Source organism: Yoonia sp. GPGPB17 (assembly GCF_037892195.1).
Lineage (GTDB): Bacteria > Pseudomonadota > Alphaproteobacteria > Rhodobacterales > Rhodobacteraceae > Yoonia.
The window spans coordinates 1,905,130-1,924,420 of sequence record NZ_JATACI010000002.1 but is presented as its reverse complement, the minus strand read 5'-3'; the positions used below and the strand labels follow the sequence as shown (position 1 = coordinate 1,924,420).

19 protein-coding genes, 1 tRNA gene and 1 pseudogene are annotated in these 19,291 nt (G+C 51.0%); 15 read left to right on the top strand and 6 right to left on the bottom strand.

The window, feature by feature from the left end; all coding sequences use genetic code 11:
* Positions 1-57: 57 nt before the first annotated feature.
* The 3 genes and pseudogenes from QTO30_RS10365 to QTO30_RS10355 all read left to right on the top strand — a co-directional run bounded on the left by QTO30_RS10365 (position 58) and on the right by QTO30_RS10355 (position 1,550).
* Positions 58-551 (top strand): annotated as a pseudogene (locus QTO30_RS10365) (Lrp/AsnC family transcriptional regulator).
* 36 nt (positions 552-587) lie between these two features.
* Complete coding sequence (locus QTO30_RS10360; protein WP_340424070.1) at positions 588-1,127, top strand: tetratricopeptide repeat protein; 540 nt, start codon at positions 588-590, stop codon at positions 1,125-1,127.
* Between the two features lie 337 nt (positions 1,128-1,464).
* Positions 1,465-1,550 (top strand) — tRNA-Leu (locus QTO30_RS10355).
* Between the two features lie 729 nt (positions 1,551-2,279).
* Here the strand turns inward: QTO30_RS10355 and QTO30_RS10350 are convergent.
* The gene (locus tag QTO30_RS10350) at positions 2,280-3,914 is read right to left on the bottom strand and encodes a type IV secretory system conjugative DNA transfer family protein (protein WP_340424069.1); all 1,635 of its coding nucleotides are present in this window, start codon (positions 3,912-3,914) and stop codon (positions 2,280-2,282) included.
* A 401-nt stretch (positions 3,915-4,315) separates the two neighbouring features.
* Between QTO30_RS10350 and QTO30_RS10345 the strand changes: the two genes are divergently transcribed.
* From QTO30_RS10345 to QTO30_RS10320, 6 genes are all read left to right on the top strand, one after another.
* Complete coding sequence (locus tag QTO30_RS10345) at positions 4,316-4,897, top strand: restriction endonuclease (RefSeq protein WP_340424068.1); 582 nt, start codon at positions 4,316-4,318, stop codon at positions 4,895-4,897.
* The gene (locus tag QTO30_RS10340; protein WP_340424067.1) at positions 4,869-8,219 is read left to right on the top strand and encodes a PIN domain-containing protein; all 3,351 of its coding nucleotides are present in this window, start codon (positions 4,869-4,871) and stop codon (positions 8,217-8,219) included. The genes QTO30_RS10345 and QTO30_RS10340 overlap by 29 nt, the downstream gene beginning before the upstream one ends.
* Before the next feature lie 236 nt (positions 8,220-8,455).
* Positions 8,456-8,974 carry an antirestriction protein ArdA gene (locus tag QTO30_RS10335; RefSeq protein WP_340424066.1) on the top strand — a complete coding sequence of 173 codons (519 nt, stop codon included), beginning with the start codon at positions 8,456-8,458 and terminating at the stop codon, positions 8,972-8,974.
* Between the two features lies 1 nt (position 8,975).
* Positions 8,976-9,269, top strand: a complete 294-nt coding sequence (locus tag QTO30_RS10330; protein WP_340424065.1) for a hypothetical protein — start codon at positions 8,976-8,978, stop codon at positions 9,267-9,269.
* Between the two features lie 70 nt (positions 9,270-9,339).
* Entirely contained in the window at positions 9,340-9,603 is a 264-nt protein-coding gene (locus QTO30_RS10325) for a type II toxin-antitoxin system Phd/YefM family antitoxin (protein WP_340424064.1), read from the top strand.
* A gap of 3 nt (positions 9,604-9,606) precedes the next feature.
* Positions 9,607-10,062, top strand: a complete 456-nt coding sequence (locus tag QTO30_RS10320) for a type II toxin-antitoxin system PemK/MazF family toxin (protein ID WP_340424063.1) — start codon at positions 9,607-9,609, stop codon at positions 10,060-10,062.
* Between the two features lie 383 nt (positions 10,063-10,445).
* On the opposite strand, the gene QTO30_RS10315 is transcribed toward QTO30_RS10320, so the two are convergent.
* The 5 genes from QTO30_RS10315 to QTO30_RS10295 all read right to left on the bottom strand — a co-directional run bounded on the left by QTO30_RS10315 (position 10,446) and on the right by QTO30_RS10295 (position 14,983).
* Complete coding sequence (locus QTO30_RS10315) at positions 10,446-10,931, bottom strand: hypothetical protein (RefSeq protein WP_340424062.1); 486 nt, start codon at positions 10,929-10,931, stop codon at positions 10,446-10,448.
* Between the two features lie 345 nt (positions 10,932-11,276).
* Positions 11,277-12,773: a hypothetical protein gene (locus QTO30_RS10310; protein WP_340424061.1), complete on the bottom strand. Its 1,497-nt coding sequence runs from the start codon at positions 12,771-12,773 to the stop codon at positions 11,277-11,279.
* Between the two features lie 102 nt (positions 12,774-12,875).
* Positions 12,876-13,088 carry a hypothetical protein gene (locus QTO30_RS10305; protein ID WP_340424060.1) on the bottom strand — a complete coding sequence of 71 codons (213 nt, stop codon included), beginning with the start codon at positions 13,086-13,088 and terminating at the stop codon, positions 12,876-12,878.
* A gap of 135 nt (positions 13,089-13,223) precedes the next feature.
* Positions 13,224-14,420 carry a relaxase/mobilization nuclease domain-containing protein gene (locus QTO30_RS10300; protein WP_445327186.1) on the bottom strand — a complete coding sequence of 399 codons (1,197 nt, stop codon included), beginning with the start codon at positions 14,418-14,420 and terminating at the stop codon, positions 13,224-13,226.
* A gap of 50 nt (positions 14,421-14,470) precedes the next feature.
* The gene (locus tag QTO30_RS10295) at positions 14,471-14,983 is read right to left on the bottom strand and encodes a hypothetical protein (RefSeq protein ID WP_340424058.1); all 513 of its coding nucleotides are present in this window, start codon (positions 14,981-14,983) and stop codon (positions 14,471-14,473) included.
* A 308-nt stretch (positions 14,984-15,291) separates the two neighbouring features.
* On the opposite strand from QTO30_RS10295, the gene QTO30_RS10290 reads away from it, so the two are divergent.
* The 6 genes from QTO30_RS10290 (at position 15,292) to QTO30_RS10265 (ending at position 19,289) form a co-directional block, all read left to right on the top strand.
* Entirely contained in the window at positions 15,292-16,452 is a 1,161-nt protein-coding gene (locus QTO30_RS10290) for a hypothetical protein (protein WP_340424057.1), read from the top strand.
* Positions 16,445-16,918 carry a hypothetical protein gene (locus QTO30_RS10285; protein WP_340424056.1) on the top strand — a complete coding sequence of 158 codons (474 nt, stop codon included), beginning with the start codon at positions 16,445-16,447 and terminating at the stop codon, positions 16,916-16,918. Before QTO30_RS10290 ends, QTO30_RS10285 begins: the two co-directional genes overlap by 8 nt.
* A gap of 288 nt (positions 16,919-17,206) precedes the next feature.
* The gene (locus QTO30_RS10280; RefSeq protein ID WP_340424055.1) at positions 17,207-17,593 is read left to right on the top strand and encodes a DUF411 domain-containing protein; all 387 of its coding nucleotides are present in this window, start codon (positions 17,207-17,209) and stop codon (positions 17,591-17,593) included.
* Entirely contained in the window at positions 17,593-18,057 is a 465-nt protein-coding gene (locus tag QTO30_RS10275) for a c-type cytochrome (RefSeq protein ID WP_340424054.1), read from the top strand. The genes QTO30_RS10280 and QTO30_RS10275 overlap by 1 nt, the downstream gene beginning before the upstream one ends.
* Positions 18,058-18,069: 12 nt before the next feature.
* Entirely contained in the window at positions 18,070-18,414 is a 345-nt protein-coding gene (locus QTO30_RS10270) for a copper resistance CopC family protein (RefSeq protein ID WP_340424053.1), read from the top strand.
* The gene (locus tag QTO30_RS10265) at positions 18,411-19,289 is read left to right on the top strand and encodes a CopD family protein (RefSeq protein ID WP_340424052.1); all 879 of its coding nucleotides are present in this window, start codon (positions 18,411-18,413) and stop codon (positions 19,287-19,289) included. Before QTO30_RS10270 ends, QTO30_RS10265 begins: the two co-directional genes overlap by 4 nt.
* Positions 19,290-19,291 lie beyond the last annotated feature (2 nt).

Below are 19,291 nucleotides of genomic sequence, written 5' to 3'. Positions count from 1 at the left end.
AATTTTACTGCAGTTTGCTAGTTTAGAAGTCAAATGGACTTAAATTGGTGTTTGTAGGTGGTCGAAACGATTTCTGAACTTGATGCATTTGACCGAAAGATTCTTGATATCCTTACGGTAGAAGGGCGGGTGAGTGTGACGGAACTTGCCCGCCGGATCGGACTGTCAAAGTCGCCCACACAGGCGCGTTTGAAACGGCTCGAGGATCACGGTGTCATACGCGGCTACCGCGCGCTTTATGATCCGATCCGACTAGGGCGGGATCATGTCGCATTTGTTGAAGTCAAACTGACAGACACGCGCGAAAGCGCTTTGGCGGCATTCAATGATGCGGTCTTGCGGGTTCCCGAAATTGAGCAGTGTCATCTGATCGCCTAAGCGCGTTTGACTATCTACTGAAGGTACGCACGGCAGGCATGCCGGGATATCGTGCTGTTTTGGCAGAGAAAATTTCCACGTTGCCGCATGTGGCGAACACATCGACCTATGTGGCGATGCAGGCCGTTAAGGAAGAAGGAGTCTCTCCGGTCGCGCCGGGTACGGCGAGTTGACTTGACCCATGGGGTTTACGCCGCAAATATTCGTCAATGAAATGGATTTTACCTCTTTGCCTTTGTGCAGCCCCGGCCTTTGGCCAAACCTGCCCGCCGGTCACTGACAATAGCCAGCGTATTGCCGAAATCGTTGTTGCTCTTGGCGCTGCGCGTGGAGAAGGCGATGCACGCGTGCTCACGCAGGAATTGTGGGAAATGTGGACCGATGCGCCGGACGAAATCGCGCAAGCCATGCTGGATGAAGGCATGTCGCGACGAGCGAGCTTTGACTTTTTGGGCGCACGCGATGTGCTGGATCGCCTGATCGCGTACTGCCCGGAGTATGCGGAAGGGTATAATCAGCGCGCCTTCGCCAACTACCTGAGCCAGAATTTCGAGGCGGCTCTGGTTGACCTTGAACGCACGCTTGAGATTGTGCCGAACCACATCGCAGCTTTATCGGGCAAGGCGCTGACCCTCATGGGGCTGGGTCGCAACGATGAAGCGCAGTTGGTTTTACGCGAAGCAGTGAGGATGAACCCCTGGCTGCAAGAACGCGCACTTTTGATCGAACCGATTGGCACTGACCTCTGATCATCGCTTGCCCACCCGCCCCGGGCCGCATAGGAATGACACGTTTACACTTGGTGGATTGGTAGACACTTGATACTTATACGCTTGCGTCTACTTGGCATTCTCCATACGTAACAAGGCGTTATGGCGATGAGACTGCTTTCAGGTTCAAAAAATAGGCCCGATGGTGAAAATTGAAGACGGCGCCGGATGCGGGCGTGATGGAATGGTAGACATACCAGACTTAAAATCCTTGTGTCTGCGCCAAGTTGTGCATACGGAACAAGGCGTTGTGACGAAGAGACTGCTTTCAGGCCCAAAATAGGCCCGATGGCGAAAATTGAAGACAGCGCCGGATGCGGGCGTGATGGAATGGTAGACATACCAGACTTAAAATCTGAGGGGCGTATGCCCGTGTGGGTTCGAGTCCCACCGCCCGCACCATAACTGACCTTAGGGTCTAAAAATCCACCTATCTCACTGAATATAAACGCCTTTTCTGCGGTTCTAGCTCCCTCATTTCTGCAGTATGCGATGCGCTCGGTAAAGCAGAGCTTAAGTACGAGTCGCCGCGCTTCAATCTGGCCTTTTTCCCATATTTTCCATGGGTTTGAGAGGAATGTCAGGGCCGGTTCTAGTTTTTCCTCGAACGTGCCCGATGGTTCGACCTGATTTGCGATTTTCTCATTCAGTACCGCACGCTGTTTTTCGATATCAGAGAGCTTCGACTCGTAGGCATCAATCACAGCGGGATCACTTGCATCTAGAAGCCGGTTGATGAGCGCTTGCTTTTGCTTCTCGATGTCTTTGAGCTTGCGTTTTGAACGAACAGTAATCTGCTGTGCCTGGTCCTTTCTTATAGCCCATGCTTTGCGGAACATCTCCGTTGCCAGTTTAATCAGACCAGGTGTTGGTAGGAGGTCTCTGACTAAGTCACCAATCTCGCTTTCGATTTTGTCTCTTGCGATGGACTTCCCGTAATGCTCGCAGCCTTTGGTCTGGCAAAGATAGTAGGCGTAGCTCTTATGACGTCCCTTGGAATAGGAGGAGCGCAGCGGGACATGACATCCTGCACATTCGACCATACCGCGTATCTCCCGGCAGCTCATAGCGCGCGTGGTAGGCATAGCTGACACGGAACGGGCCAAAGGAGGCACTGTTGTCGGGCATGGTTTAGCTCCCTTCGATATAGGACCACTGTCCTGAGGCATATTGCGGGTAGTGGGCGAACACCTCCGGCACCGGTTCGGTGATAACTTTGCGCCAGCGCTGTCCCCAGCGGGTCTGTACACGGACCTTGTCATAGGGCTTGTGATAGGGGTTCGGGTGAAACCTGCCCGCCATGAAGCGCTGTTCCCAGTAGGGCGTGCGGGTACCGATCACACCGCCTGAAAGTCCGTCGGCAAACAGAAAAAGCTCATTCTCAGGGCCGTATCGCACCTCATCTGGCGTGCGAATAGGGCGGCGCACCAGATGCTGATGTGTGCTCTCATAGGAAGCCTGCGCCATCCTGCCAGCCGCTTCAAACGGATCAGCGCCTGAGAAGATAGAGCGAACACTCTCCAGCACCTCCCGCTCCGCCCGGTGCTGGACCAGCGGATCGTCATAGCGCAGAGTCTGATAGCCGAGCAGATTGGAGACCATCTTCGCAGTGACATCATCCCGCACGCCAAAGAAGATTTTGACGGCGGCGCTGGAGGAAATCAGTTGCGCACCGCCTTTCATTAATTGATCTGCCTGCAAAAAATCCTGCAGAACAATAAAGGGCCTCACCCCTATGCCAGCGCCATCGGTAAATAAGCGCACGATCTGGCTATAGCCAAACAGCCGTCCGGCCTCATCAATGAACCATGTCTGGCGCGGCGCATCAGGAGAGCGGCGCTTGAGTGTCTTCGCGCTGGCAAGGATGACCTTCACCATCGGAGCCCAGGGCTCAATCATGTCTTCCGGCACCATCAGGTAGACCTGGTAGGCTTGATCTCCCCGACAGAAGTCTTCCGGCGACGCATCAAACGGCCCGGACAGTGCCTCCCGCAGTCGGTCATCGGAGAGGCATCCGAGCGCCGCATCCAGTTCCCCGATGATACCTCGAAAGCCGCCGCTGGTATCGCTGCGTGCCTCATTGATTTCAGCTTCAACGCTGACACATTCCGGGATGCCGGAGCGATACATCTGGTAGGCAAAGTCCAGCCACGCCTCACCTCCGCTTTTGAGCAACAGCAGGGCGTCATAGAGATCAGGCATCGTAAGAGTGCCGTTGAGCTTAGTGAGGATTACGCACAGAGCTTCCGCAATCCGCGCGGCATTCAGTTCAAAATATTTGGCTTGCGACGTGCCGGATTGCGGTAGCAACCCTTCCAGCATCACCTTGATATCGGAGATCAGGGTCTCACTTGACCAGCGGATGTGAGGAACCGGGTTAAACTTATGCTGCGGCATGCCGTGCAGGGCGTGGGGATTGAGAAAGATGCAGAATTTTTCGTCAGGCGTCTGGTTCTGCGATGTGACCGCCAGCTCGCCCTTGATATCAAAGATCAGCAGGGTTTCGTTTGGCAGAACGCCGGAGCAGATATTCTGCATCAGGATATCGCGCAGTTTCCCTGTTCTAGCGCCCGCCGTCAGGACATAGCCGCCCGCGAAATCTGCCCAGATTCTGCGACCGTATGCTTTGCCGCAATAGATCGAGCCCTCCGTCCACTCGAACAGGCCCGCCGTTTCCATCTCCGCTTCGCTGGCAAGGCTTGCCGAGCCAAAGGGATTGACGGCATTGTCAAATGCAAGGGCATCATTGCCAAACGGGCAGGACATAGCTCCTCCGTCGCCGGAAACGGCCTCCGGCGTTTAATTCAACAGTCTTGGGATTGTTCAGATCGGCTAGGGCTTCGGTGCCGCAGACACGTCACAGAACAGCGGCTCTCCCCTGCACCCCATCGACTTGAGGGCGTTCCTGCCCCCAAGACCCCTGACCATTTCATGGAGACGATTTCATCGAGACCAAAGACGGGAGCACTTCTTAGCTGCCCTTCCTTGAAACCATCCCATCGACCAACCCGGCTTGGTATCTCTAGAAATATTTGGTTGACCGTTCACGCCCTAGCCGCTTCAAGCCTCTAGAGGATGATCATATATGTTGTGCACAGGTCACTGATCTGTCGTATAAATTGTATATGTACTCGTCGATTCAGATTCCCAGACCAACAGATGAGCAAGTGCTTGAGCGCGGGCCCGTCGAGCTGTTCAGAAAAATCCTCAACGATCCCAATGCCAACACCTATGGGACTCGCGGGAATGCACAGCAAGGCGTTGATATTGTCGGCAAACGCAATGGCGACCCTGACCACTATGTCGGAATTCAATGCAAGCTAAAGAAGGAAGACAAAAAGCTAACAAAGCGGATCTTGCGCGATGAAGTCAAGGAAGCGCTGGCGTTCAAGCCATCACTCAAAGAGTATTTTGTTATCACGACTGCGGCAGATAGCGCTGAAATTCAACAATATGCGCGTGAGCTTGAGCTGGAAATTAAGAAAGAGCATTCGCGCCTCGTCTCGGTTCAAGTTTGGGGTTGGGACACGCTTCAGCGTGAAATCCAAAAGTACCCTGATGTAACTAAGATTTTTTACCCTGACTTCACGCCACATTCAGAGGCGATCCAAAGGGGTGTTGGTGATATCTCATTGGGTCAGCAGGCTCTGGCGGAACAAGTATCCGACGGCTTTGAGCGTATTGAGTTTGCGCTAAGTGCAGAATCTCGCGGTGTTCCAAATGTTCTGGATCTCGACCGAATGCGCTAGCCCTCTTGAGCAACATATTGATCAAGAAATTGATAACTACCGCGAAATTGCAAACACGGGCAAACCTATCGATGCAATGGATTTACTGTCGTCGTTGAAAGATAGATTGCCCCAGAATGTGTCAGGTAGATTGCTTTTCCGTGTTAAGGCCAATATTTCCGCCTGCTTGTTTGCTCTTTCCAGAGACAAAGAGGGAATAGCCTTGCTGTTCGAAGCATGTGCGCATGCTCCGAGCGAACCAAAAGCTCAAGCAAATCTTGCAATGGCTTATTTGATGAATGGCGAGTGGGAACGGACAGTTGAAATCGGCCAAAATGGGTTAGAGTCCGATCCCAGCAACGAGGAACTGGCGGGTTACTTAGTCCAGGCTCTAAGATTTAGAGAAACCGAACATAGCCCTCTTGACGCCGTTCCAGAGGCCATTCGGTCGACGAAGCCTGTACAGATCGGTTACCTATTTTTTCTGAGGCAGCGAGAAGTTAGGCCGAATTGGTGGACATTTGCGCATGAACTGGCTGAACTCTACCCAGATGATGAGTTTGTCGTTCAAGCTTCCGCGGAAGCAACATTAGATCGCATACTAATTGATGAAAAGGTTGTCAGCCGCCACGGCGTACCTGCATCTGAAATTGATGAGTTGAATGCTGCAAAATCTGCTCTTTTGCGGCTGTGGAGAAAATTTGACGAAAGTCAACGGGAGTTGAAGTCCGAGTATTTTGGGTTGGCCACAAACTTAGTGCTGTGCTGCGATCTGTTGAGCGATGTTGAAACCGTCAAGAATTTGGTTGAAGGCAAACACGCTGCTCTTCTTCTTGACGATGCTTTCGCTATACGAGTTGCCCAAATGGCTTTCAATCTTGGGGAGCACGACCTCTTTGGGCGCTCCCTCGCTTCCGTCCAGTCGGAGAGGCCCAAATTTCATTTCACCTTCTACAACGCGCTCCAAAAGAAAGATTGGGAGCAAATCCTAGAACTAAAGCCCAAAATCAATGACTTGGCAGAGGATCACGAGAGGGAATTATTTTCATTCGCAGCCGAAATTGCCGAAGTTATGTCATTCAAAGGTGAGATTTCGGTTTCAAAATTTGTAACACTCAGCAACAACATCAAAGATGATGCTCGTTCCTTCATCCTGCTCCTCAATTCAATGGATGAGAAGGGATTTTTTGAAGAGGCTGAGCTCATATTTTTGAAGGCCAGAGAACGGATAGCAGCATCAGAAGAAGGTGCTGCACGAGCTATGTTCGCCCACTTCGCCTATAAAAAACGCGACTGGCATACCATAATTCAGATGCTCAGTGGTCACATCGATCAAGAACGAGACAACGACGAACTGCGCCTTCTAGCGACCGCATTTGTTAATGCCTCGCCAGCAACTCGTTCCGCCGTCGCATTCTTTAAGCGTCTTCCAGATGACATTTCTGAGACTAACTATTACGTCGAACGAGAGGCGGTCTTTCATTTCAATAGGGGTGCTTTGGCTCAGGCAGAGCGATGCTACAGAAACGCTATTAATCGGTCGGAAACGCCAGAATTAGGTTACTATCTACCCCTTCTATCAGTCTTATTGCGTGCGCAGAAACATAAGAAGATCGAAGAGACAATCGACGAAATGCTCAATCTTGAATTGCGGGGTGAAGCTCAAGACAAGGCAACATTCGCGCATGCATTGATGTCTCATGGACATCCAGAACGAGCCATGAGGCTTGCCTACGAAGCGCTATCAGAAAACGCCGGGTCACCAGAAGTTCATGCAGCATTTTGTACACTTGTGCTGATGAACACTAGAACCGGTAAAAACGAACTCGTTGTTCCGAGTGCCACCAAAGTTGGTTCTGATGTTTGGGTAATGCTAAGAAGTGATAGCGGCGATCACCTTGAATTTCTCGTCAGTGATAGTCCTGATCAAGAAGCTAAACACCTGTTTTCAAAAATATTTCCACACGATCACCTATTTACAAATGCGTGTCTTGAGCAAGGTTGCGGCCATACGTTTAAAGGGGCCAACGCGTTTGGAGGCCCAGATATTTCTTGGGAAATTGTCGAGGTGCAACATAAGTACGGCCGCGCGTGTCGGACGATTATGGATGAATTTTCAAGGCGTTTCCCAGGCTCAACCATCATGGGCAGCCTTCAGTCTGTCGGCGAGAATGTACAGCCCATTTTAGATTTCATAAGGGAACGTTCGGAGAGAATTCAGTCGCAAGCAGATTTCTACGTGAATCAAGGATTTCCAATTTCCGTTGTAGCATCAATGCTAAACAATACCGCTATCGAGTTTGCACATGGCGTCCGCAACGACGGTCACCCGATCAAAACTTGCAATGGAAACAATGCCGAACGACAGAATGCAATGCAACTCATTGATGAAAAACGCATGCATGGAGTTGTGATAGATGCCTATACGGCATGGACGATAGCCACATTGAAAGCTTTCGAAGTCGTGAAGAGTGTCTTTGGGCAAGTACATATTGCGCAAAGTTGTTTTGATGAAATTACAAAGATGCTCGTTGAAGCGGAAAACAATCAAGATGACAGCTTTGGAGTCCACTGGAAGGATGGGAATTTCTATAAAGAGGAGCGCACTGCCGAGGAAGCCTTGGGTCAGGCATGCTTCATTCGGGACGTACATGAGCAGGTAAACGAGAATTGTGAGATTCTTCCAGGGGAAGCGCCCGATGAAATTCCAGAAGTATCAAGAGAACTGATAGAGAGCTTTTCCCCAGACTTGCTAGACGCCGCATTCTGTGCATCTGATGATAAGTTGCTACTGACTGAAGATCTGGCATATCGCTTGTTGGCCAAGCAGGAGATCAACTGCGAAGGCGTTTGGCTCCAATCTGTTTTTATGTATGCTGCCGCTCACGGCATGTTGAATGCAAACGATTACTGTAAATTCACAGTTGGCCTAGCCTATCGCAATCACAGTCACTTGTCTGTGCAAGGGGCTGTACTTGCGCAAATCGCGATCAACCGAGCAGATTTTGAGCTAGCTGATTTTTCCGCCATAGCCAATTTCTTAGGAACAAAGGACGCGGATGTCTTTTCTCATTTTAGCGTTGCAAGCGACTGCATCGGTTTGATTTGGGCGGAAAGATCGCTTTCACTTCCGGAGAAGAAAAGCACTTGCAGTATTGTATTGCGCAATTTGATCCGGTTTAGGAAAGAAGACTGGCAAGATATTTTGGCCGTTATTTACATCAATGCGACCAGAAATCTGAGAGCATTCATTACTAATTGGGTCTCAGGCCACTTTCTTCCTGCTGAAAACTTTTCCGATGCTGTGTCGACGGCTTTGTCAATCCGTCACAATGAGAACTAGAGAGCTTGTTTGACGTGGCAGTCTTGCTTTGACGAGCCACTATTCCTTGGGGCTTCGCCCCGGCGCACTTCAGGCAAAACAGATCGAACAGATTATGATCGTTGTCGGCTCCCCCTGAAGGTCTCCCCCAACAACGACGATAATCTTTCGCCGATTTTACCTTCCGTTTGCACCCCCATTCTCGCCGAAGGGCAAGGTTGCATGAGCAACCCATACCCAAGAGAAAGGGGAAGAAAATGAAACAGTTTGAAGGAGATATCAGAGTCTATGTTGCCTGTCTGGCGGCATACAACAACGGCATCCTGCATGGATGCTGGATTGATGCGGAACAGGATGCCGATGTCATCTATGACGATGTGAAAGCCATGCTTGCGGCCTCACCAATGGAAGACGCCGAAGAATGGGCGATCCATGATTATGAGGGCTTTGAGGGTGTGCAACTGTCCGAGTGTGAGGGCTTTGCCGCGGTTTCAGAACTGGCGGCGTTCATCTCGGAACATGGTGAGATTGGTGGGCAGCTTATCAACCATCTGGGCAGTTTAGATGAGGCCAAGAAAGCCATCGAGGATGCCTATGCAGGGGAATACAAATCTTTGGCTGAGTTTGCTGAAGAGCTGACCGAGCAAAGCACCGAAATTCCTGAAAACTTGCGCTACTACATCGACTATGAAGCGATGGCGCGGGATATCGAAATCAATGATGTCTTCACCATCGATACATGCTCCCACAAAGTCCACGTGTTCTGGAGCCATTGATATGAGGGAAGAAACACACAGACTGACATGGCAGGGCATTGAGATTGAACTGACCTATAAGCCAGAGGACTTTGGCGGTCATATCGCCCATCTTGAGATCAAAAGCATCAATCCAGAGCGCGCGCCGCTACCGATCACAGAGTCGGGCTATCGTTCCCATTTTCACCCTGTGGGAACGGTCGAGGCCAATGAAGGCACGTTGGTCGATCAGGTCACGGCGTGGCTGGATGAAGAAGCCAGATCAAAGTCGTGGAAAAAGTACATCGAGGACAGCCGTCAGCTTTGCTTGTTTTGAGACATGTTAACGTCCATATTCTTGACTATTCTGGCTGTTTTAGCTATTATAGTGAGAAAGGAGATATGCCATGTCAGACGTTACAGTCAGCTCGACAGAGTTTCAGACCCGTGCAGGGCAGTACATTGATGAAGCGGGCAAAGCCCCTGTCTTCATCACCAAACATAATCGCCCGCTGCGCGTTCTGGTAGATGTTGATGAATATGAACGGCTTAAGTCCTTTGACACACGCCGCGCTTACTACCCCGACGAGTTGCCCGAGCATCTAAAGGCGGAACTCGAAAAAGGCTTTCAAGGCGAAGCAACACCAGACCTTGACCACTTGATGGAGTAACGCTTGGCACTTACTCCTAAGGCAGGGCTGGTTATCAGATACGATTTTCTCTGGAAAGACGAAGCAGACCAAGGACAGGAGCACGGGCGAAAAGATCGCCCTTGTGCCATCATCCTTGCGACTGCTGAAAACAAGGATGGCAGCCGCGAAGTCATCCTATGCCCAATCACCCATACGCCGCCCTCAAAAGAGAAACACGCCGTTGAGATGCCCGCAAAGGTCGCTGCTCATCTTGGCCTTGATCCAGATAAATGCTGGATTAAAACCCATGAGGTCAACACGCTGATTTGGGAGAAAGACCACATCCCGTTCGGCGTGACAGAGGCGCGCAAAGGGCATTGGTCATTTGGTATGCTACCACAGCAACTCACAAAACGTGCCTTTGAACAGGTCAGGTTTTACGGGCAACGCCGCATTCTCAAAACCGTCAAAAGAGACCAGGACGACCGAGGGCGCTGATTTTCAACGCAGCGGTTAACTTTACCGGGTTACTAATATCGATCTAAGCTACAAATCAAAGTCTATCTTCAACATATTTGTGCAGTTCCACAAAAGAAATCTTCGACTCATCGTATAGGAGCTTCGCGGACAGCAACTTTTTCTTTGTGGACGAAATATCCAATTCTCTAATACAAATGCGGAGGCTTTCTGCCCATGATTTCTGAAGAGTCAGGTCTATCTGTGATCCTGGGTATTTATCGAGCAATTTAATGAGCTTGGATCGATCTGAATTCCTTCTAGACCAGTATTCGCGTAGATATACAATTCCTAACCGACTAGCTGCGCCTAGGCAAAACCCACCAACCGCATAAACAACTTCAATCAAATTGGGTAACATGTGACTACCCTTGAATGTTAGCTAGAGAAGAACGAATGAAATCTAAACGTTTCTGAGAGCCAATTTGCTGGGATGCGATATCATCAATCATCGCATCTATCGGCTCTTTGAGGCTACTCACAATATCAGAAAACAAGAAAATCTTATCATACTTGATCGGGGTTAGGTGCTTATCTTTTATGGCTGTTTGATAGTTTTTGCGCTCTTCGGATTCGTGAAGTCTAATATATTTCAAGAATGCGGCCATATTGATAATCGCATTTGCTGCTATGTCCCTCTTATTTGATACATTCCCGGTAATTCTCAGGTGCTTGTTTACAAATCCTGGGCAAAGGCTTTTTACCGCAACGGTCTCCAAATAGACGCTATTGAACAAAACTTTATCCAATAAGTAGCGCCCATGGCGCTCGATCCTGAATGATGATGTTGAAAAGTCCGGGGCACCTATTCGATTGATTTTTACATATCGAGCTCTCGTTAAGACGGCCATTATTAATATGATATCTTCATCGGTAATTTTATAGCCAAGGTTGTTGAGGAAATCCGTAATTTCTGCCCCGGAGGAATCCCCTTGATCTTTAGAAACTGCGTCACTCTCAAAGGGATAAGCAGACAGCTCAACTTGTCTCCGTCTACGGCATTCGCAAATGGGTACTTTGGATTGAAGGGGTCATCCAAATAGTAGTTGAAAATATTGTCAAACCTACTAAGAAAATTCTCTATTTTCGTTAGATGGCGAACTTCATCAAGCCCACTTCCGTTTCGATACTTGTCAGCAATATCTTTGATATATTTGGAGGTATTTTCTTCGGGATTCGCCTTCGCGTATTAGTGCTTACCAAATTTTATACGGCCTACGAATAATCGATTTCCAAGTCCGATCAGAGAAGGCTTGCTTGATCAGGTTTTTAGTATTGAGGCCTTCGCCACCAAATGCTCTGAGACGTTCCTCTAGTGCTACGCAAAGCAGAATCCCAAAAAACCTTTTTGCCTTACGGGCGTTAAAGTTAAATGTGCTGAGAATGCTTGCGCTTTCTCCGAATTCAAGTTCCGTACTTAATTCGTCACTGTACCGCTGAAAGTTTTTCTGAAACCCTCGGCGCTCATCCTTGTTGAAGGCCTTGGTTGACTTCAAGAACCGGTCAAGGACACCACCAGCTAGAAAATTAAAGCTTGGTGGCGCGAGAAGTTGCAACCGTGGATTAATTTGATCGAAGCCACTTTGATTGAATTGCGCAAAATAAGCGCTGGTCGTATCCCGAAGAAACAGGACAAAATGCAATTGGATACCATTTAACGTATTTAGAGCAGCACTACCTGACGCGCTCCGGACAATGCCAGAACGTCTGTAAATTATTGCTGCAATGATATCGAAGAGCTCCTTTTGCTTGGATGGCTGATAGAAATCAATGCAATTTATGAGGTCAAATCCATCGAGTGAGACCAAGAACCGAAAACCGATCGAGTGAACCACAGACAGAATTTCCAGCTTTACTGGTTCGCTTAAATTACCAATGTCAAATGACAAGTTTTTATTGCAGAGCACCAGATCCTGCGAAGCATCTGCGAATGCTCTGGCATGGTCGTGAGCAACGGCTCGTAACTCGTGAAGGGCACCTGCCTTAGCTTCATCTTCAAACGCGAGGGCATCTATGGTCTTTCTGAAGGACTGGTCCACAATGTAGGACAAGGCAACATCACGCGTCAAACAAGTGACCACTCGCCCGTATGCATATCGTAGAGAACCCTGGGAGGAAATTTCATTGTCAATCTCTGAAAATGCAATTCTTGAGCAAATAATGTTCGATTTAAGGAAATATGACCTTCTACAAGAAAATAAGAAACGGCTGAAACAGGATTTTCCGCTACCTACCTTTCCTACTACAGACATCACCAACCGCTGATTAAGTGCGTCGCTTTCATTGACAGCATTTCTGACCAGCTTGGCTGATCTATCAATGGATTTTGGCCCGCTTGGCCTTCCGTTTTCCAGAACAGGGAAGTTTAGGAACCGAGATGCGGCTTCCTGTTCCTTTTCCAATTTGCCATTATATGGGTCGTTTACAATGTCGGCGTAAGAAGCGCGAATATCCTCAAATGTAGGCCAGATGTAATAGTCGAACCACTCGCGGTTCTTGGTTCCAAATCGAAGCTTTTGCTGTTGCTTAAGAATTGAGTTGAAGATTGGGCGCCTATCGGGAAAATCTTCGATAAGTCGTTCAATATAGGTTGGAGATGGAGTTGCCGATGCGGCTGGTATGCTTAAAAAACGTTCATCCCTGGTTACTAGCTTGAAATGTGAATTGCTGGCTCGCTGAAAATCTGAAAACAATATGCTCCTCCCATTTCAGGGGAGCGTACCGTAACGTTGGAAGCAGTCAACCGATTCAAAACAATATTCTCACAGCTGACGACACCTACTGGCAAGCGACAACTACAATTGTGCTTCAAGGGCCTCACGTGCGGATGAAATATCTTCGATAGTCACGCCGGAAATACCTTCTGGACCAACGAAGTTGCTTAAGTCACCGCCCTTAGCGGCCATAAGGGTTTCTCGTACCATGGACTCGGCTTCACCATGCTCAAGGTCTCTGGAGTTGTCGACGTCATCAATCAATTTTCTGAACTCTGAACTTACTGTACTCATAACACTACTTTCTTTAGAAATTTTAAAATAATATAATGAAAATATAGCCTTACGGCAAATTTTTGTGTGCGATTTCTATCGCTCTTAGTGAAGCATCCCCGGAAGATTGATCTTAAAGCGGCAAGCGCAAGCTAATCAGCGCACAAAACCTGGCCCATCGCGGGGGCGGGTACTTTTGTCATGGCGCAGTTCGTTGAAACGTTCTCGATCCTGCGCCAAATCTCTGGCTTGATCGTTGAGGGTTGACCGTTCGACCGACTGAGCACGTTTGAGATGGCGGCGTTCTTCAAGATCACGGAATATCGTCTCATCTTTGATCTTCTGATCGCGCAGATGGGCTTGCCATGCTTCTCTCTCATTTTGTTCTCTGATCTGCCGATGCTCGCCGCGAACACGATCCCACAGACCTTTGAGACCTGTGCGGAACCGCTCTTGCCGCTGTTTGGCTTCGAAGATGCGGCGCTGTTCTAGTTTCTTTTCCAGCTGGCTATGCGCCTGTCGCTGTTTTTCGACAAGCTGATTTCTTTGCTGTTCCTGCTTGACCTTGAGCGCACGTTTTCTCTCAGCCAGGTCCTTTTGCCAGCGAGATAAAGCATGCTGCATTTTCTGAGAGATGTGGTCTTTGGCTTCTTCAACCGAGCGCAACACCTTTGGATCGCCAAGCTTTTCTTTAACCTGTTTTGTCTTCAACCCTATCCATTTCGGTATTGCATAAACTTCGCCGTGAACATCTACAGCGACAAAGCCGCGTCGATCACCGCGCGCCAGCACATAGCCTTTTTCTTCAAGCGCATTGGCAAAGGCCTCCTTGGTGTCGGAGACAGCCCATGCTTCTCGGAATGTGCGCTTGATCTCTCTCGCATCTTTGCCCTGCCGCTTGGCTTGTTGCCACTCAGCAAGTGTGAAGTTGCGCGGATCACGTTGTTCCCGATCACGATACCCGTCAGGCAATCGCCAACCATGTTCGAGAAACAAGTCTTTTGAGACCTCGTTCAATCGGGTCTTATAGAACGGCAGGTTGATGGCTTTCATCTGATCAATGTCGATCCGTGACCAAACTACATGAGCATGACGGCGACCTTCTTTCTCATGAAAGACAATAGCGCGCGATTGCCCCGTCAGGCCGAGCCGATCTTCGGCTTGCGCAATGGCTTTCTCGAAATCTGCGGCAGAGACCTTCTCTGTTTCCGGCGGACTGAGACTCAAAGAGAATAGATACTTTTGGCATTTGGTGCCTTTGGCGATGGCATCCGCTTCCTGAAATGCACCGTGCAGATCATCTGCCGTAAACCCGCGCAACTCATGCACCTCGACGTGATCATTGTCGCGCATGTTCATCAGATGCGCTGCCAGCTTCAATGCCTTGTCGAATTCAGTGGTGTTCATGCGTCATCTCTCTCTGGTCCGGGGTAAATCGTCGCCAGCGGACGGATGTTGCGTGCTGTGCCGGGTACCGCCCTTAAGCCCAGACGCTTGGCCAGCGGCCGGGCGGAGTGCCAGGCCGCGGCCACGAGAGCGCCCGACCTGGCGTGTCCGGCGATGACGGGGCGCCGACCGTCGCCGACGCCCAACTCACGTTCCAGTCGTGCGGTCTCGCTGGACAGAAGTTCGAGTTGCTGGAAGGCGTCGTTTGCTGCCGCCAGTGCGGCGTCGTAGGAAAGTGCCGCCGTGTACTGCTTGGTCTTGATTGCGTTCAGTTCCTCGCGCGTCTGCGCCGCGCGCTGCGCGCGTAGGGCCTCCGCCTCCTCGGCCGCCTGACGCTCGCGCTCGTCGGCCTCCAGGGCGTCGAGTTCGGCGTCGATCTCGTCCCGTTCGTTCTTCCTGATCTCGTCGGCGAGCGCCTTTCGCGCCGCAGTCCTGTCACTTAGAACAAGCCGTCGGGCCTTCTCGAACATGCAACGCCTCCTTCTCGTGTTCATCGGTTCTCGCGCATGTTGCGAGAAAATGAGCCTCAAAGTAGACCAGCAAATGTGCGATTGCCGGTTTCGCGCTAATTAAACATGCATGGATGACTTGCACTGCAGCAATTTGAGATTGCGGCCGACGCCGTGTTCACCAATAGGTTTGCTCACTGCTCGATTTCCAAACGCTGGCGCGACCACAACACTTGCGCAGCTAGAGAATGGGTTGACTAAAATGCCTGAACAATGAAGCTAGCAAATAGTGTGGTGCGCTACGCTGCGGTGAATTTGGAGCAAAGAATATGATTGAGATTGGGCCTTTTAGGTTTATTTCAGATGAAATTAGCACCAGCAAGCTAGTTGAAATATGCCTTAAAAATATCAGTGCTCCAAGTGCTGCGGCCTTGGGCCTTTCTGAAAAGTCATCGCTGAGAACCGATGAATTGGTTCAGCGCTTCGAAAACTTGACCATCTCTGGAGAAACAAAGATTCAATTCAGTGATAGTTTGCGCGAAAGTACGCTTACCTTGATCGTCGACAACGACCTTACCTTTGAGCGCGGCGCAGTACTGGAAACAAATATCAATCTGAGAATTCGGGCGCAAAGAGTTATTGGAGAGCTCTTGGTCAAGTCTTTTGGCGCAAAGGCTGGCGACCATGGTAGGGACCGTGAGGGTAGAGCGGCTGACGGTCCACATGGGGAGAACGATGGAGCAAATGGTCTGCATGGGTCCGACAAGACTGGTTCAGATGGTGGGGACGCGGACGACGGAAAAGACGGTTTGCCAGGTCAAAATGGAAAGTCGGGTGGCAACGCGACGAATGGAGAAAGTGGTCGTTCAATCTCTATCTTTGCTGGATCATTCACGTTTGGGTCAAGCGCGGTTGTCGAGTCTAGTGGCGCGGACGGTGGGAACGGCGGCAATGGCCAACACGGTGGAAATGGCGGAAATGGGCGGAATGGTGGTCGCGGTGGAGATGGAGGGAAAGGCAATCTATTTCACAGAGCGGGTAACGCGGGTCGCGGCGGAGATGGGGGTGATGCTGGACGAGGTGGTCATGGTGGCTCCACAGGTCGAAACGGCAACGGTGGAGACGGTGGCGACGTTTCTATTTTAGTTGAGAGCTCAGCCGGTTTGCCTTGGATTGGAGACGCGATCAGCGAGCCAGGAATAGGCGGCAACAATCCCTTTGGATATGGGCGCCGCGGAAACCATGGAAAGGCCGGAAAAGGAGGGGGGCCGGGATATCCCGGTTCAAACACTGTTCCAGGTAGACGGCAAGGTAAAACCAATGATCCTGGAGAAGACGGTTTCGTACCTAAGACACCAGCAGAAAACGGCGCTGTTCGGAGACCTGGAAGAAACGGTTTGCAAGGTAAAGAAGATGGTCCAAGGGTGGCCACGCAATTTGATGTAGTTGAGTTCTTTGCGGAAGTAGTCGAGGGCACCGTGGATGTTTAAGATCGGACTACTTCCGTTAGGAGTGCCGCGAACGATCAACTTCGCACAGTATGGCCACAACATTGATTTGGGGAAATCTGTAGCCATCGGACGAACAGATACTCAACTCTTTGTCACAGGTGAGTATTCACTCCGTACGGCGACAATAGGTTCTGTTGGCACTGGACTATCGCTCTACCATGAGCAGTTTGAGTTTGGACTTAGTTTACCAGGTGAAAACTACACCGTCGCGCTGACAGTAAGCTCTTTGGTGCATGGTTCAGAAATCAGAATCTGCAAGTCAATTGACTATACCGACCTAGTGCAAGACGACTTTCCTAGTGTACTGAGAGTTCCGGAAGGCATAGACTACTATGATGTAGCGACCCCGGTAATCCCTTGCCGTCAAGGCAGGTACATCTTCTTTGAAAAGGGTGCCGGAGAAACTTTGATCCATGGTGTGTCGGTGCACTCGGCAATGGGGTAAAGACTCTACAAATGTGACTGCACTTAGTGATCCCTTCATACTGAAGGTTGCGAAGCTTTTTCTGCTACAAGACTGACCGCTAGGTTATCCTGGGTTGCTGCGAGCAAAGGCGTCTAGTCTATCAAGCCCCATTATCCGGCTGCTCAATTGCATTGCTAATCAATCACGTACCCAAATAGATCGACTACGTTTGGAACTTGGTGAGCTTGAAGTTGACCAGTTCTGTTACTTGCTGTCTCAAAGCCATCGGGCAAGTCGTCCCGTTCATAGTCTTCTGCTGGCACACCTATGCGCGTTCTCGCTTCGCCTGGCTGCGGGTGCTGTCACGCCTGGGCTGACCTAGCTCGCGCACGCGGCTACGCCGTCATCGTCGAGGAACTGACCGACCCCGATGCGCAGAAGTCAGAGCGTGGCATTCCGCTTGAGCTCGCCTCCTGTCACACCATTGAAGCGGATGGATATGTCTTCGAAGGGCATGTGCCATTCGAAGCACTGGAAGCCGTTTTGCAGGACCGTCCGGACATTACTGGGCTTGCTGTTCCGGGCATGCCGATGGGCTCTCCTGGCATGGGCGACGACCCGTCCGCCCGCTACGATGTCATCGCATTTGGTGGAGAGGCTGACACCGGCACGGTGTACTACCGCGCTGGCACCGCGCAGCCGTTCGACACCTGATGGTAAGTCGGAAAGCCGCTTTGCTAACCGGCGGGCTCGCGCTCGCCGGTTTGGCCGCCGCATTTGTTCTGGCGCAACCCTCCCAAGCGGTTGGTATTTTGAAGCCTGACGACGCCGAAGTGATCGCCGTGGGCCAAAGCATCTACACAGACCAATGTGCCGCTTGCCATGGTGCGCGTTTGGAGGGGCAGCCAAACTGGCGGATACGTGGCGAGGATGGATTGCTGCCAGCCCCGCCGCATGATGCCACTGGGCACACATGGCACCATGATGACGAAACGCTTTTCACCCTGACCAAGTACGGGCTTGCAGGTCTGATGGAGAACGCGCCACCGTCCGGCATGCCTGTCTATGGTGGCATGCTCAGCGATGACGAAATCATTGCAGTGCTCTCCTTCATCAAGTCAACTTGGCCCGACGACCTTCGTCAGTACCACTACGAACTGAACGCCCAGTCCGAATAGAGGAATACTCAGATGATCAAACAAACTCTTCTCGGCTTGGCCGTTGTAGTTGCTCCCGGTCTTGCCTTTGCCCATTCGAAGTCTGAGGCAACAACACCCGCCGACGGTGCGACAGTCACAGAAGTGCCGGAGCTTTCAATGCGGTTCGATGATCCGATGCGCATCATATCAGTCACGCTTACCTCTCCAGACGGAGATGTCGAAATCGAACGCGAGACAGGTATGGACCCCGCTACAGAGTTCCGGGCTTTGCCATCGGAAGAGCTTCCGCCCGGAAGCTATCGCTTCGATTGGCGCGGTATGGCGTCGGACGGTCATCCGATGCAGGGCAGCTTCTCCTTCACGGTCACTGAGTGACCGGACTGGCCCCCATCGATAGCCTTGCCGTTTTGGCCATCTTGGCCAAAGCAACTGGCTATGGCGCGGCACTCGTCGCGATGGGGGGCGTTCTGTTTTCCTTTGTCTTCGCAAAGCGTGCCGACGGGTCCGTCCTCCAGCTGGCACGGAAGCTCGCTGTTGGTGCGGCCCTTGTCGGTCTCGTCGTCCTAGCCGTCCGCTTCGGCATTCGTGCGGCACGGATATCCGGCATGGGCCTTGAGGGCGCGACCGACCCAATGATGCTCGGCTTTGTTTGGGAAAGTCCACTTGGGACCGCCGCGATTTGGCGCGGGATAGGCGAACTTGCGTTACTGGCGATCTTAGTCCCCCGTATAGGCCACTGGATCGCTTTGGTAGGGACCGTTGCCGTGGCGATATCCTTTGCTCAGGTAGGCCACGCTCTTGGGGAGCCCAAAGCAGGACTCGCAGTCCTGCTGGTGCTACATCTTCTAGCCGCTGCTTTCTGGGTTGGTGCGCTTGTGCCATTGCGTCGGGCGGCACTTGTCCCTGATGGTGCTGATCTGTTGCACCACTTTGGAAACCTCGCCGCTATCGGAGTGGCCGTCCTGATCATTGTAGGCACAACGCTGGCCTTCCTCCTTTCAGGCTCTGTGACTGCGCTATTTGGAACGGCCTACGGCTCGGCCCTTTTGGTCAAAGTCGCTATTGTCGCAGTCCTCCTGGGCTTTGCGGCTTGGAATAAGGTGAGGCTGGTCCCTGCCTTGCGTGCTGAGAAGCCCGGCGCAACCCATGCCCTGCGGCGTTGTATTTCAATGGAAATGCTGGCCGTCGTGATGATCCTGTTGGCAACGGCAACGATCACAAGTGTAACGACACCACCCGTAAATCTTTGACG